The organism is Acinetobacter sp. 226-1 (assembly GCF_030329325.1).
GTDB lineage: Bacteria > Pseudomonadota > Gammaproteobacteria > Pseudomonadales > Moraxellaceae > Acinetobacter > Acinetobacter sichuanensis.
The window spans coordinates 678,217-692,432 of the sequence record NZ_JACANU010000001.1 but is presented as its reverse complement, the minus strand read 5'-3'; the positions used below and the strand labels follow the sequence as shown (position 1 = coordinate 692,432).

Below are 14,216 nucleotides of genomic sequence, written 5' to 3'. Positions count from 1 at the left end.
TTTTCCAGTAAGTTAATTTTTCACTATCGCGTTTACAAACGCATAAAATCATTAAATATTGCTAAAAGCATCATGCTTCCAAGCAGTACCATACCAATTTTCAACCCAACCAATTGTATTTGTTCAGAAACAGGTTTTCCGCGTAAAACTTCAATAAAGTAATACACCAAATGACCGCCATCTAACATAGGAATAGGTAAGAGATTTAAAATCCCCAAACTCACACTCATCAGCGCCATAAACGAGATAAAAGTCTGCCATCCCATTTCTGCACTTTGACCTGCAACTTTAGCAATTGTAATTGGACCAGATAGATTATCTAAACCAATTAAACCACGTACCATTTTCACCATCGAATTTAAAATCATGCCAGAAATCTGACCTGTTTTTTCAACAGCAACAATAAAAGCTTCAGCAGGATTATATTGTATGGTTTGTTTATATTCAGCAGGAATATTTGCCTGACCAGATTGAGCTTGTACACCAAGCATTCCTGTGACATTTCCCATATTATCACGCTTGCCTTGTGGCATCACTTCTAAATGAACCACTTGACCTTGGCGTAATACATCAACCTTAAGTAACTTTTCAGGCGACTTTTGCACCACATCAACCACATCAAACCAGTCTTTCATTTTGACTTGATTAATTGCGATAATCTGATCACCCTCTTTCATTCCTTGACGAATTGCAGCACCATCTTCACTTAGCTTATAGATCGTTGCAGGAATTTGAGGACGATAAGGTGTAAAGCCTAAAACATCAAAAGGTGACTGACTTTGATCTTTTAAAAAACCTTGGATTGGCAACTCAAAAGTTTTTATTTGACCTTGGCGCTCAGCCTGAACCTCTATATGACCTGTTTCTCCAACACGATCAACCAAAGCATAATTTAGCTTTTCCCATGTTGTTGTTGCAGTTCCATCAATTGCTAAAATTTTATCACCTTGTTGCATTTGAGCCATTGCAGCAGGTGTATTGGGTAAAATTTTACCTACACGTGTACTTAACTGCTCTTGTGCAGGTAAAAATAAAATCCAAAACAATAAAATTGCAAAAATCAAATTAATCAAAGGACCAGCAGCGACAATGGCAATACGTTTCCAAGGCGACTGACGATTAAATGCATAGGGTAAATCTTCTGCACTAACATTACCTTCACGCTCATCCAACATTTTGACATAACCACCTAATGGTAATGCCGAAAGTTGATACTGAATACCTGACTTTTTTGATGTCCATTTAAACAATGTTGGACCAAAACCAATTGAGTACACTAAAACTTTTACACCCAGTTTTCGTGCAACCCAATAATGCCCAAACTCATGTATTGCAATAAGCGGACCTAAAAGAAAAATGGCAGCAACAATGATAAAAAGGACATTCATAAATTAGCTTTCCAATTTCGAAATATATTCAGTTGCAATATTTCGAGCAACTTGGTCGGTCAGTAAAATCTTTTCGATTGATTCTGTTGAACTATTTTCTATAGCATTCAATGTCTGCTCAACAACTTGTGCGATCTGTAAAAATTGAATTTTTTCAGACAAAAATGCTGCAACCGCAATTTCATTCGCAGCATTTAAAATCGCAGGTGCCAATCCACCCGCTTTCATGGCTTGACGTGCCAACTTTAACGCAGGAAATCGCTCTAAGTCAGGCTCTTGAAAATTCAATTGCGAATGTACAAATAGATCTAAAGGAGGAACATGTGTTTGAATACGCTCAGGCCATGCAAGCGCATGAGCGATTGGCGTACACATATCAGGATTACCCATTTGAGCCAAAGTTGAACCATCTACATATTGAACCATTGAATGAATAATACTTTGTGGATGGACGACAACTGTAACAAATTGTTCTTGAATTGAAAATAAATGACACGCTTCGATAAGCTCTAGCCCTTTATTCATTAAAGTTGCTGAATCTACCGAAATTTTTTGCCCCATAGACCAGTTGGGATGTTTAACCGCTTGAGCAGGGGTAACATGCTGAAGTTGCTCAAAACTATGATTTAAAAATGGACCACCTGAAGCAGTAAGGAGAATTTGCTTTACACCTAACTTCGGCTCACCATTACGCTCTATTTGTAAATAATGTTGAGGCAGACATTGAAAAATTGCATTATGTTCTGAGTCTACAGGCAATAATAAAGCTTGATTTTCATGAGCAGCTTGTAACATCAGATCACCCGACATCACCAAAGCTTCTTTATTTGCCAATAAAACACGCTTACCTGCTTTTACTGCTGCTAAGGTTGGCATCAAACCCGCAGCCCCAACGATTGCAGCCATAACAACATCTACCTCAGCATGTGCTGAAATAGCGATTAAACCTGCTTCATCCGTTAGTATTTCAATTTCTGGTAAATCAGCCTGCTTTAAAAGCTGCTGTAACTCATCTACACGCCCTGAAGGTACAACAACAATTTTTGGTCGATATAGTTTACAAATTTCACTCAATTCTTGAATACGGCTATGTGCTGATACTGCAAAAACTGAATAATTTTCAGGATGTTGTTCTATAACTTTTAAAGTGCTACGACCAATAGACCCCGTAACACCCAAGATACTAACAGATTGTGACATCTACAAATTTACACCAATAAGTTTTAATACATACAACCCTGCTGCAAAAATCGGCGCCGCGGCAAGCAAGGAGTCTATTCGATCTAGTACACCACCATGTCCAGGCAAAATACGTCCCGAATCTTTAATTCCAGCACGACGTTTAATCATAGACTCAAATAAATCGCCAAGCACTGAACTAAATACAGTAATAATAGAGAGAATAAGGAAAAGAATATGTTGAGGAAGCGTGAGTTCTAAGTATCGATATTGCACAAAAATGATAATGATAGCGACGGTAACGATACCACCTACCAAGCCTTCAATAGACTTGTTTGGACTCACATCAGGAGCAAGTTTATGTTTACCAAACTTACGCCCTACGAAATAGGCACCACTGTCTGCCCCCCAAACCAAGAGGAACAAATACATGAGCCACCAAGGCGAGCTATTCCACACACTAAAAATGGCTGTAACCGCAGCACTGATCAAGACCAAACCAACAATATTGAGCGTGGTGTTATACCAACCATCATATTCAGGATAAGATTTAACCCAAAATAAACTGCATAACCATGTTAAAACTGATGCACTCCATAAAATGAGTGCTAAATCATTAAAGTATAAAGCCAAACCAGAAATTAAAGCGGTAAATACCCCAAAAGCAGCTGCCTTTAATTTACGCACAGTTTCAGATTGATGAGGCATAAGTTTAAACCACTCATAACCTGCTGCTCCTGCTGCGATAATCATTAACACTAACATTGGGTATTGAGAAGTTGTGGCAAACATACAAATGAGTACAACTGCAACCAAAACCAATGCGGTAATTATCCGCTCTAACATTATAAATTCTCTATATGCTCTTGTTCAATTTGTTCAGAGGTTTTTCCAAAACGTCGTTCACGACCTGAAAAAACATTAAACGCATCTTCTAATTCTTGGACGGTAAATTCAGGCCATAAAGTTTGAGTAAAATACAACTCAGCATAAGCAGCCTGCCAAAGTAAAAAATTGGATAAGCGGAAATCTCCACCTGTTCTGATCAACAAATCAACAGGAGCTAAATCTCCCAAACTGATCATTTGACCAAATAAATCAGCATTAATTTGATTCACATCAATTTTTTCATCTTTTACCAATTGTGCAATTTGTTGGGCTGTATGTGCGATATCCCACATTCCACCATAACTCACTGCAATTGTTAAAGTCATGTGAGCGAACTTAGCAGTCCTTTGTTCAGCATGCAACATTAATTCACATAATTCTGGAGAAAGCCGACTACGGTCACCAATAAATCTTAAAGCAATTTCAAACTTTTCCATGCGTGGAATCTGCTCATGAATTGTCTCTTCTAACAATTTCATTAATAAATCCACTTCATATTGTGGACGATTCCAATTTTCACTTGAAAAAGCAAAGACAGTCAGTGCTTGCACACCCACTTTGCGACAATGCTCAACAATCGGATCTAGGACACTTTTGCCTTCACGATGCCCATCGCCTTTTTGCAATTGTTTCTTTTTTGCAAAACGATTGTTGCCATCCATGATGATGGCAACATGTTTTGGAAGATGGTTGTCTTCAGATGTGGTCATTATACGTCTTAGACCTTCATCAAATCTGCTTCTTTTGCAGCTAAGCGTTTATCAACTTCAGCAACATATTTATCAGTAATTTTTTGAATGTCATCACCTGCACGACGCTCATCATCTTCAGAAATTTCTTTATCTTTTAATAATGATTTAATATCACCTAAGACGTCACGGCGAATGTTACGAATCGCAACTTTAGCGTTTTCAGCTTCATTACGTGCAACTTTCAACATGTCTTTACGTGTTTCTTCTGTCAATGCTGCCATTGGAACACGAATTGCATCAGCAGTTACAGGGTTCAAACCTAAGTCTGACTCACGAATCGCCTTATCAATTGCATTGACCATTGTACGTTCAAATGGTTGTACCAATAAAGTACGTGAATCTTCCACACCAATGTTTGCAACTTGGTTTAATGGAACATCAGAACCATAATAAGGAACCATAACACCATTGAGGATTGATGGATGCGCACGCCCCGTACGAACTTTTGCAAAACCGTGTTCTAACGAGTCAAGTGACTTGTTCATACGGTCTTCAGCATCTTTCTTAAGATCGTTAATCATATGATCTTCCTTATTTATCAAATATCTATAACGTAAAATTGCAGTAGTATAAAGAGCTTATTCACTCACGTACATTAGTTTGTAACGTGAGTTCCTTCTTTTTCACCCATAACAACTGAAAGCAATGAGCCTGCTTTATTCATATCAAAAACTTGAAGTGGCACATTATGATCACGACATAAACAAATTGCTGTTAAATCCATTACACCTAACTTTTCATCTAAAACTTGATCAAATGTTAAAGTATCGTATTTAACTGCATCGTCATATTTACTTGGATCTTTGTTATAAACGCCATCTACTTTCGTTGCTTTTAAAATTAAGTTTGCTTCGATTTCAATACCACGTAAACATGCTGCCGTATCTGTAGTAAAGAATGGATTACCTGTACCCGCAACAAACACACAAACTTCGCCTTGAGTAAGATGACGAATCGCATCACGACTTGAATAAGACTCAACCACTGCACCAATTGGTAAAGCAGACATTAAACGTGTTTTAATATTACGACGTACTAATGCATCACGTAATGCCAAACCGTTCATTACAGTCGCTAACATCCCCATTTGGTCGCCAGTTACACGTCCAACTAAACCATCTTTTTGCAATTGGCTACCACGATATAAGTTACCACCACCTACAACGATACCAACTTGCACACCTAGACCAACTAAATGTGCAATTGCTAAAGACATTTGATCTAAGACTTGAGCATCAATTCCCATGTCTTTGTTGCCAGCAAGTGCTTCGCCTGATAATTTCAACAAAATACGTTCAAAACGTGGTTTTTTTGAATCTAACATCGTAAAACTCCAACCTCTATACTTTCAATTCTTTTTAAGTTTCAAATTTTTAAGCAGTTTGAATGCGAATTAGTTTTGCAAATAAATCATATTCATCTGCATCCGTAATTTCGACTTCAAGTAAGTCACCTGCTTTAATTAGAGACTTATCAATATCTTCAACAAAAACATTACCATCAATTTCAGGCGCATCAGCATAAGAGCGTGCTACTGCAACAGGAAACTCTTCTTCCAAATCATCAACAAGCACTGTCATGGTTTGACCAATACGTTTTTGCAGTTTTGCTGCCGAAATTGCTTGCTGTACTTCCATAAAGCGTTCATAACGCTCTTGTTTAATCTCTTCTGGTACATGATCTGGTAAGTCATTTGCTGTTGCACCCTCAACTGGTGAGTAAGTGAAGCAACCTACACGATCAAGTTGTGCTTCTTTCAACCAGTCAAGCAACATCACAAAGTCTTCTTCAGTTTCACCTGGAAAACCTACCACAAAAGTTGAACGAATCACCAAATCAGGACATTTTTCACGCCATAATTTTAAACGCTCTAGTGTATTTTCACTGTGCGCTGGACGCTTCATTAACTTTAAGATACGTGGACTTGCATGCTGAAATGGAATATCCAAATACGGTAGGATTTTTCCTTGAGCCATCAAATCAATAACAGCATCCACATGTGGGTATGGATATACATAGTGCAAACGCACCCAAATACCCAATTGACCTAATGCTTCGCACATGTCATAAAATTTAGTTTTTACTGGCTGACCATTCCAGAAATCCAACTTGTATTTGGTGTCTAAACCATAAGCTGAAGTATCTTGGGAAATGACTAAAACTTCTTTCACACCTGCTTTTTTCAATGCCTGTGCTTCAGTTAAAACTGAACCCACTGGACGTGAAACTAAATCACCACGCATGCTTGGAATAATGCAGAATGTGCAACGGTGGTTACAACCTTCTGATATTTTCAAATAAGCATAATGTTTCGGTGTTAAACGAATCCCTTGTTCTGGAACAAGGTCAATAAATGGATTATGTTTTGGTGGCTCAGGAACGTACTGATGTACCGCTTCCATCACTTCCTGATATGCTGCTGCACCTGTCACTTTCAAGACATTTGGGTGCATCGCACGAATTTTGTCTTCATCTTTACCCAAACAGCCTGTCACAATGACACGACCATTTGCGCTCATGGCTTCGCCAATCGCGTCTAAAGACTCTTGTACTGCAGATTCAATAAAACCACAGGTATTTACAACAACTAAATCTGCACCATCATAATCTGATGCAACATCATAACCTTCAGTCTTTAACTGAGTTAGAATTCGTTCGGAATCTACCAATGCCTTAGGACAACCTAAAGAAACAAAACCGACTTTGGGGGACTTCATGAATCTGCGCTCCACTAGAATCCGCGTATTGTATGTCTTTTCCGAGCATAAAAACAGGTGAAAACCACACTCTTTACAACTTGCACCAAAATATAACCAAACTTTTTATCATTTTTTTACAATGCACCATTTTGGAACACTGATATAATTATTTATCACTTTATGACGAACAGAATAGAAAATAAAAGTGAGTTTTTGCACAATTTTCAAGACCCATGTAAAAAAATTGTGCAACTCAATAAAGTTGGCGTGCATTTTGCTTTATATCAGGACGATTTATCTTAAATTAGTCACCCAATTTATGGGAAAATAAAATGAGGTGCAGATGCCATTGCGCTATTTTAAAACAGGAAAGTTCAGCTAATGGATCAATACCCAAGCATTGACTATCGACTACTTGTGGATAATTTAACCACTGCAATTCTTTTGATCGACTCAGATTTAAATATTTTTTATTTAAACTCATCTTGCGAAGCACTTTTTGACATCAGTTTACTACGGGCGGCAGGTCAACCTGTCATGAATATTTTACATGCACCCAATGATGGTTTTAACACTTTAGACGCTTTAACCAACTCACTCAAAACAGGTCAAGCTTATACTCGCCGTGAAGCGACGATTAATGTCAACTTTAAAGATATTCATGTGGATTATTCAGTTTCACAAATTAATACTGACAAACCTTATCACCCTTTATTGCTCATTGAACTCAATCCGATTGATCGCATGTTAAAAATTTCTAAAGAAGAAAGTTTAACGCAGCAGCATCAAATCACTCGCCAACTGATTCGGGGCGTTGCACATGAAATTAAAAACCCTTTGGGCGGTATTCGTGGTGCGACTCAACTTCTTGCTCGTAGTTTAAACGACCCGCAATATACCGAGTTTACGGATATTATTATTAGTGAAGTGGATCGTTTAAGAAATCTTGCAGATACGATGTTAGGTTCTCGTCAACTTCCAAGTTATGAGTTGGTGAATGTTCATGAACCTTTGGAACGCGTGCGTTCATTGGTTGCCAACCAAACCAAGAAAAAAATTAAAATTATTCGTGACTATGATCTTTCTCTACCCGAAGTGAAAGCAGATCGTGATCAGCTTATTCAAGTCATGCTCAATATTTGTGTTAATGCAGTACAAGCAATTACTGAAAATAAAGAATTTTTTGTAGATCATCAACCTGAACTCATTTTACGTACTCGTATTCAACGTCTTGTCACAATCAATGGTGTACTTCATCGCTCAACGATTCGCATTGATATTGAAGACAATGGTATAGGTATTCCACAAGAAGTTGTTGAGTCAATTTTCTATCCTTTAGTGACCACACGTGCGAAAGGAACAGGTTTAGGACTCAGCATTGCCCAAAATATCATGCACCAACATAATGGAATGATTGAATGTCAATCGATTCCTAAAAAAACAGTCTTTAGCTTATATTTACCTTGGGAGTCTAACCATGTCACATAATAAAATCTGGGTGATTGATGATGACCGCGCAATGCGTTGGGTCTTAGAAAAAACCTTCAAAGAAGAAGGTTTTGATGTGACGAGTTTTGAGGAAGCTCAATCTGCTTTAGAGCAACTTCCAACAAATGCACCTGATGTGATTCTGACAGATATTCGCATGCCGGGTATTGATGGGCTCACTTTTCTTGGCAAAGTTAAAGGTAGTTATCCCGACTTGCCTGTTATCATCATGACAGCACATTCAGATTTAGAGTCTGCTGTATCAAGTTATCAAACAGGTGCTTTTGAGTACTTACCTAAACCTTTTGATATTGATGAAGCCTTAGCATTGGTAAATCGTGCTATTTTACATATTAATAAACTACAACAACAAGAATCAGCAAAAGCAACACCGATCCAATCGACTGAAATTATTGGTGAATCTCCTGCCATGCAGGAAGTTTTCCGTGCCATTGGACGTTTATCTCAATCGCATATTACAGTATTAATCAATGGTGAATCTGGCACAGGTAAAGAATTAGTTGCGCATGCGCTACATCGTCACTCACCGCGCAGTAGTAAACCATTTATTGCCTTAAATATGGCAGCCATTCCAAAAGATTTGATTGAAACAGAACTTTTTGGACATGAAAAAGGTGCTTTTACAGGGGCAAATACTCAACGTCAAGGACGTTTTGAACAAGCCAATGGCGGTACATTATTTTTAGATGAAATCGGCGATATGCCATTTGAAACTCAAACACGCTTACTTCGTGTTTTAGCAGATGGTGAGTTTTATCGAGTTGGTGGACATATTCCTGTGCGTGTGGATGTACGTATTGTTGCAGCAACACATCAAGATCTAGAAAAACTTGTCCATGATGGACGTTTCCGTGAAGACTTATATCATCGCCTCAATGTTATTCGTATTCATATTCCAAAACTCTCTCATCGCTCGGAAGATATTCCGATGCTTGCCCAACATTTCTTGGCAAGCGCAGGCAAAGAACTCGGTGTTAGCCCAAAAATCTTACGCCAAGAAACTCAAGATTATATTAAACAATTGCCTTGGCCGGGAAATGTCCGTCAACTGGAAAATACCTGCCGTTGGCTCACAGTGATGATCACAGGACGTGAAGTTTATCCTGAGGACTTGCCTTCTGAGTTAAAACAAATCCCGCTCAATAAAGCCGATGAGCAAAACAAAGCGCAAGGTGGTATTGATCGAATTGCAGTACATCATTGGGATGAGTTACTTGGGCAATGGGCGGTACAAAAGTTAAAAAATGGCGAGATGAAATTACTTGATATTGCCACACCGATGTTTGAACGCACATTGATTAATGCTGCACTGCAACAAACACGCGGTCGTAAGCGTCATGCAGCAGAGTTATTAGGTTGGGGACGTAATACCTTAACGCGTAAACTCAAAGAGTTAGGTATGGACTCTGCTGACGATGATGAAGAAGATGAAAGCAATAAAGCAGTAAATGAATAATTTTTAGCTTTAGACCATTAAATTTAAGAATAGAAAACTTTCGGGTTTTCTATTCTTCATCAAGATCGTAGAGCATTTCTAAAAACTCATGCAATCCATTTGCAACAAACTTGATATTTTCAAAATAATTTTCACCACTTTCCTCATGCTCTAACTCATGATCCCAATAGTAAATTTTAGATTTAAATTCATCTCTCCAACCCAATAACAAATGATCACCTCCACCTGTTGAAGCGATTGGCAACATACTTTTAGGATAACGATCACTCATTGCATGTTGTACGCTATCAAATGAATCCTTCCAATCTAACAAACCATAAAAATAATTAATGACCTCATCACCAAAACAGTCTAGTGTCGGTCGACCACCATTATGTTGCTTTAGAAATAACTGATATTCTATAGGTAAATCAATTGCATACTCTGTTTGAAATGTTTGAATTTCTTCATCTGTTACCTGAGCATGCGCTAACAAATAAAGTTGATATTTTAAAAGCTTGTTATTTTTCTTCGTTGGATGAGATTTTAAATAAACCAACTCTTCATCATCTACTGCTAAGCGTTTTATTTCTAACACAATCATTATCACTCTTGATCAATCAATTCTGCATTTAACATCAGATCTTTAAAATTTTTATACACCTGTCTGACACTCCCTTCATCCAACCAATATTCCCAAATACTCATATCCACTAAATTAAAATAAAGCCGAGTACCATCTCCTGAACGAGCAAATACAAAAGTTTTTATAAATTGATCGGATTGAGCACTCTGCCAAATTTGCAAATATTCATGAGCAAATATCTCTTGTTTTACTTTAGAAAATAATTTCTGAATAGGATACAAATCAATATCATGCGCATTTTTAATATATAAACAATAATACTCAAACTGCGTTAAAATCTGTAAATAGCGCGTTGGGAATTTAACTTTATACTTTTCTTCAATATTTAAAAATTCTTGAATCATTTTTTATATCCTATTATTTTTTTAAAATAAAAAAAGGCATGCAATACGCATACCTTCTCTTCACGCTATAACACATCATCAATGCGCAGGCTGAAAACCTAAACGTGCTTCAATCGTGTCATAACACCATTGGAAAATAAAGGTATACACCAAAATACACGAGGTCATGCCCAAATCAAGCAAAATCGCTTGCCAGATACTCATATCCATCGCATATGCCACCATTGGAATGGTCGCCAACATCAAACCACCTTCAAAGCCAATTGCATGCAAAACACGCACACCAATTGTTCTTTTAAACTGATGTTTCTTTTCCAATTTTTCAAAAAAATGGTTAAAAATCATATTCCAGACCACAGATGTAACTGCCATCGCTACACCTAAAGTTCCCGTCACTTCCATAGGAACTTCAAAAATAAAACTCAATGCAATCGCAATGATCACCAATAAGATGATTTCATAGCTGAGCGCATGAATAATCCTTCTTTTGGAAATCAACATTTTTCAATACTCAAATTTATTCGACAAATGCAATTTTATTTTTATAATAGTGAATAATAAAGTTAGATTCTTTCAATAAAATTGATAGATAGACCCTAAAGTATGAATATCAACCAAGAACAACTGATTGTTTTTAAAACCGTTATGGAATGTGGCTCTTTTTCTGCGGCTGCACGTAAACTTGCAAAAGTTCCCTCTGCCATCAGCATGTCCATTGCAAATTTAGAAATAGATTTAAATTTAAAACTTTTTGAGCGCATTGGGCGTGAACCTGTTCCAACCCCTCAAGCACATGTTTTATATGAAAAAACAGAACAACTTCTGATTGAAATAAATCAATGGAAACAGCAAGCTTTGGCTCTAGCCAATGGCTTAGAAACGTCATTGAATATTGTCGTTGTCACCGAGCTTTTACATACCGATTGGACAGAATATATCTCTTTACTCGCTGAGCATTTCCCAACTTTACAAATCAATATTTTTTCTGCACCGCAAGAAGATGCTTTAAAAATGCTGATTAACCAAACCGCACAACTCGCTCTAATGTTTGAACGTGAAATCTTAGAACGTCGTGAACAATTTGTTGAAGTTAAACGTGAAGCTTTAGTGCCTGTTGCTGCACAGCATTTCCCACTTGCACAAAATGATGTGGTGACTTTCGAGGAAATTTTACAAAGTCGGCAAATCGTGGTGGCAAGCCGAGATAAAACCATTAAACCCGAACTACTGTATTCGAAAAATTACTGGCGTACAGATAACCATCATTTGGCATGTTCAATGATTTTACAAGGCTTAGGTTGGGGCGTTTTACCTTTACAAATTTTTGAGGAAAATAGTCAGTACAAAAAAAATCTCAAAATTTTAAATTTGGCAGATTTTACGCCCAAGTTTGAATATTACGTCGATTTGGTTTGGAATCGTGAAAGTCATTTAGGACAAGCTGCTCGTTTTTTGATTAATCACATCAGAAATCAACGAATTCATACAAAATAATGCATACTAAAACACCAAAACCGCTTTCGATGAAATCTCATTGTGTTATAAATAAAGTTACATGTATTTTTTCTAAGAATTAAACAGCAATGACACAATCTGCATTAGAGCAATTAAAACAACTCACCACTATTGTTGCCGACACAGGTGATTTAACTGCCATTCAACAATTTCGCCCTTTAGATGCAACGACCAATCCATCTTTAATTACAGCAGCAGCACAGCAGCCTGAAAGTAAAGAATTAATCGAGTCGGCTTATCTACAAGCAAAACAAGAAGGTTATCAAGCAGATTTACTCATTGAGCGCACAATTGATATTTTAACAGTCAAATTAGGTGTTGAAATTTTAAAAATTGTGGAAGGTCGCGTGTCTACCGAAGTTGATGCTGCCCTTTCTTATGACACAGAAGCAACGATTGCTAAAGCCAAAGAATTGTTAGCATTGTACAAAGACTATGGCGTAGATCAAAATCGTATTTTGATCAAAATCGCTTCGACTTGGGAAGGTATTCAAGCAGCCAAAGTACTTGAAGCTGAAGGAATCCATTGTAATTTGACTTTACTCTTTGGTTTACACCAAGCAAAAGCATGTGCTGATGCAAATGTCACTCTTATTTCACCATTTGTGGGTCGTATTTTAGATTGGTATAAAAAAGCTGAAAATGTGGATCACTACACTATTGATAAAGATCCCGGCGTATTGTCAGTGAAACAAATTTATCATTTCTATAAACAGCATGATATTCAAACAGAAGTCATGGGAGCAAGTTTCCGCAGCATTGATCAAGTACTCGGATTAGCAGGTTGTGATCTATTAACTGTTGCACCGAGTTTATTACAACAACTTGAACAGGATACGCGTACTGTTGTAGCACAAATTTCTGAAAATCATGCACATGCACACCAAGAGCATACTTATATTGCGCTAGAAAAAGCACAATTTAAACAAGAACTTGAAAATGACCTTATGGCATTTCAATTATTACAATCTGGAATTGATGGTTTTATCAAAGCACGTGAACAATTACAAAGTTTATTGCGTCAGTCTTTTGGTTTAGATGCTGAAATTCAGGCTTAAATAAATCTAAATTAATTTCTGCATTTTTATGCTCAAAACCGAGTTTAGGCTTATAATCTGACTCGGTTTTTTTACCTTTAGATATAAAGTGAGCATCTGGTGTTTGGTATTACAGATATTGTAACGTTTATTATCGGCACAATTTTTATTGTGATTTTACCTGGTCCAAATTCACTTTATGTTATGTCTATTGCATCGCGCTTTGGAATTAAAATTGGTTATTTGGCAGCACTGGGTGTTTTTACTGGCGATTTAATTTTAATTTTATGTACTGTTCTAGGCGCAGCATCTTTACTACATAATTTCCCTTGGTTATTTATTTTATTAAAAATCATTGGTGCAGCTTATTTATCTTATTTAGGTATTCGCTTAATTATTGCGAGTTATCATACTTGGTTAAATACCCACGCTCAAAATATTGAAGCTGCTGACGCCATCACGCAAAAAAATATTCATCCTTTTAGAAGCGCATTGACCATTAGCTTACTGAATCCTAAAGCAATTTTCTTTTATTTGTCTTTTTTTATTCAGTTTGTAGACCCTGACTATACTCATCCTGCACTTAGTTTTTCGATTCTTTCGATTGTGGTGCAAATCACCAGTATGGCATATTTAAGTATTCTCATTTTTTCTGGCGTTAAATTGGCACACTTTTTTAACCGTCGTTATAAAATTGCAGCCATTGGCGTTGCCGCAGTTGGATTACTGTTTTGTGGCTTTGGCTTAAAACTGGCTTTTTCAACAATGTAAGTGCCTAAAAATAATAAATATTCACAATGTGAGAATTTTTCATGTAAAGCCTG

Annotated in this window: 15 protein-coding genes; 5 read left to right on the top strand and 10 right to left on the bottom strand. The window is 37.1% G+C overall.

Annotated features, from left to right (window positions below; genetic code table 11):
• Positions 1-32: 32 nt before the first annotated feature.
• From rseP to rimO, 7 genes are all read right to left on the bottom strand, one after another.
• On the bottom strand, positions 33-1,388 hold the full coding sequence (gene rseP, locus HX124_RS03270) for an RIP metalloprotease RseP (RefSeq protein WP_286381920.1): 1,356 nt from the start codon (positions 1,386-1,388) through the stop codon (positions 33-35).
• Between the two features lie 3 nt (positions 1,389-1,391).
• A complete protein-coding gene (gene ispC, locus HX124_RS03265) occupies positions 1,392-2,588 on the bottom strand; it encodes a 1-deoxy-D-xylulose-5-phosphate reductoisomerase (RefSeq protein ID WP_286381919.1) in 1,197 nt (398 codons plus the stop codon).
• Entirely contained in the window at positions 2,589-3,413 is an 825-nt protein-coding gene (locus HX124_RS03260) for a phosphatidate cytidylyltransferase (RefSeq protein WP_107009259.1), read from the bottom strand.
• Positions 3,413-4,165, bottom strand: a complete 753-nt coding sequence (gene uppS, locus HX124_RS03255; RefSeq protein WP_107009258.1) for a polyprenyl diphosphate synthase — start codon at positions 4,163-4,165, stop codon at positions 3,413-3,415. Before uppS ends, HX124_RS03260 begins: the two co-directional genes overlap by 1 nt.
• A gap of 8 nt (positions 4,166-4,173) precedes the next feature.
• Entirely contained in the window at positions 4,174-4,728 is a 555-nt protein-coding gene (gene frr, locus HX124_RS03250; protein ID WP_107009257.1) for a ribosome recycling factor, read from the bottom strand.
• 74 nt (positions 4,729-4,802) lie between these two features.
• Complete coding sequence (pyrH, locus tag HX124_RS03245; RefSeq protein WP_004696558.1) at positions 4,803-5,531, bottom strand: UMP kinase; 729 nt, start codon at positions 5,529-5,531, stop codon at positions 4,803-4,805.
• 49 nt (positions 5,532-5,580) lie between these two features.
• Positions 5,581-6,924: a 30S ribosomal protein S12 methylthiotransferase RimO gene (gene rimO / locus HX124_RS03240; protein WP_107009256.1), complete on the bottom strand. Its 1,344-nt coding sequence runs from the start codon at positions 6,922-6,924 to the stop codon at positions 5,581-5,583.
• A gap of 363 nt (positions 6,925-7,287) precedes the next feature.
• Between rimO and glnL the strand changes: the two genes are divergently transcribed.
• Together glnL and glnG are read left to right on the top strand one after the other, a co-directional pair.
• Positions 7,288-8,394, top strand: coding sequence for a nitrogen regulation protein NR(II) (gene glnL, locus HX124_RS03235; protein WP_107009255.1), 1,107 nt, complete (start codon positions 7,288-7,290; stop codon positions 8,392-8,394).
• Positions 8,384-9,871 carry a nitrogen regulation protein NR(I) gene (gene glnG, locus HX124_RS03230; protein WP_286377093.1) on the top strand — a complete coding sequence of 496 codons (1,488 nt, stop codon included), beginning with the start codon at positions 8,384-8,386 and terminating at the stop codon, positions 9,869-9,871. Before glnL ends, glnG begins: the two co-directional genes overlap by 11 nt.
• A 49-nt stretch (positions 9,872-9,920) precedes the next feature.
• On the opposite strand, the gene HX124_RS03225 is transcribed toward glnG, so the two are convergent.
• The 3 genes from HX124_RS03225 to aceI form a co-directional block, all read right to left on the bottom strand.
• Entirely contained in the window at positions 9,921-10,454 is a 534-nt protein-coding gene (locus HX124_RS03225; protein WP_286381918.1) for an SMI1/KNR4 family protein, read from the bottom strand.
• A 2-nt stretch (positions 10,455-10,456) separates the two neighbouring features.
• Complete coding sequence (locus tag HX124_RS03220; protein ID WP_286381917.1) at positions 10,457-10,840, bottom strand: SMI1/KNR4 family protein; 384 nt, start codon at positions 10,838-10,840, stop codon at positions 10,457-10,459.
• Between the two features lie 78 nt (positions 10,841-10,918).
• Positions 10,919-11,341 (bottom strand): chlorhexidine efflux PACE transporter AceI, encoded by a 423-nt coding sequence (aceI, locus tag HX124_RS03215; protein ID WP_130073841.1) that lies wholly within the window; start codon positions 11,339-11,341, stop codon positions 10,919-10,921.
• Between the two features lie 102 nt (positions 11,342-11,443).
• On the opposite strand from aceI, the gene aceR reads away from it, so the two are divergent.
• The 3 genes from aceR to leuE all read left to right on the top strand — a co-directional run bounded on the left by aceR (position 11,444) and on the right by leuE (position 14,163).
• Positions 11,444-12,334, top strand: coding sequence for an HTH-type transcriptional regulator AceR (gene aceR / locus HX124_RS03210; RefSeq protein ID WP_286381916.1), 891 nt, complete (start codon positions 11,444-11,446; stop codon positions 12,332-12,334).
• 89 nt (positions 12,335-12,423) lie between these two features.
• Positions 12,424-13,413, top strand: a complete 990-nt coding sequence (gene tal, locus HX124_RS03205; protein WP_286381915.1) for a transaldolase — start codon at positions 12,424-12,426, stop codon at positions 13,411-13,413.
• A gap of 99 nt (positions 13,414-13,512) precedes the next feature.
• On the top strand, positions 13,513-14,163 hold the full coding sequence (gene leuE / locus HX124_RS03200) for a leucine efflux protein LeuE (RefSeq protein ID WP_286381914.1): 651 nt from the start codon (positions 13,513-13,515) through the stop codon (positions 14,161-14,163).
• The last annotated feature ends 53 nt before the right edge of the window (positions 14,164-14,216 follow it).

Bases quoted from the DNA above. Each gene is read 5' to 3' on its own strand.
- HX124_RS03220 (WP_286381917.1), bottom strand. From the start codon at position 10,840: ATGATTCAAGAATTTTTAAATATTGAAGAAAAGTATAAAGTTAAATTC.
- pyrH (WP_004696558.1), bottom strand. From the start codon at position 5,531: ATGTTAGATTCAAAAAAACCACGTTTTGAACGTATTTTGTTGAAATTA.
- uppS (WP_107009258.1), bottom strand. From the start codon at position 4,165: ATGACCACATCTGAAGACAACCATCTTCCAAAACATGTTGCCATCATC.
- rimO (WP_107009256.1), bottom strand. From the start codon at position 6,924: ATGAAGTCCCCCAAAGTCGGTTTTGTTTCTTTAGGTTGTCCTAAGGCA.
- glnG (WP_286377093.1), top strand. From the start codon at position 8,384: ATGTCACATAATAAAATCTGGGTGATTGATGATGACCGCGCAATGCGT.
- aceI (WP_130073841.1), bottom strand. From the start codon at position 11,341: ATGTTGATTTCCAAAAGAAGGATTATTCATGCGCTCAGCTATGAAATC.
- rseP (WP_286381920.1), bottom strand. From the start codon at position 1,388: ATGAATGTCCTTTTTATCATTGTTGCTGCCATTTTTCTTTTAGGTCCG.
- HX124_RS03260 (WP_107009259.1), bottom strand. From the start codon at position 3,413: ATGTTAGAGCGGATAATTACCGCATTGGTTTTGGTTGCAGTTGTACTC.
- tal (WP_286381915.1), top strand. From the start codon at position 12,424: ATGACACAATCTGCATTAGAGCAATTAAAACAACTCACCACTATTGTT.
- aceR (WP_286381916.1), top strand. From the start codon at position 11,444: ATGAATATCAACCAAGAACAACTGATTGTTTTTAAAACCGTTATGGAA.
- ispC (WP_286381919.1), bottom strand. From the start codon at position 2,588: ATGTCACAATCTGTTAGTATCTTGGGTGTTACGGGGTCTATTGGTCGT.
- glnL (WP_107009255.1), top strand. From the start codon at position 7,288: ATGGATCAATACCCAAGCATTGACTATCGACTACTTGTGGATAATTTA.
- frr (WP_107009257.1), bottom strand. From the start codon at position 4,728: ATGATTAACGATCTTAAGAAAGATGCTGAAGACCGTATGAACAAGTCA.
- HX124_RS03225 (WP_286381918.1), bottom strand. From the start codon at position 10,454: ATGATTGTGTTAGAAATAAAACGCTTAGCAGTAGATGATGAAGAGTTG.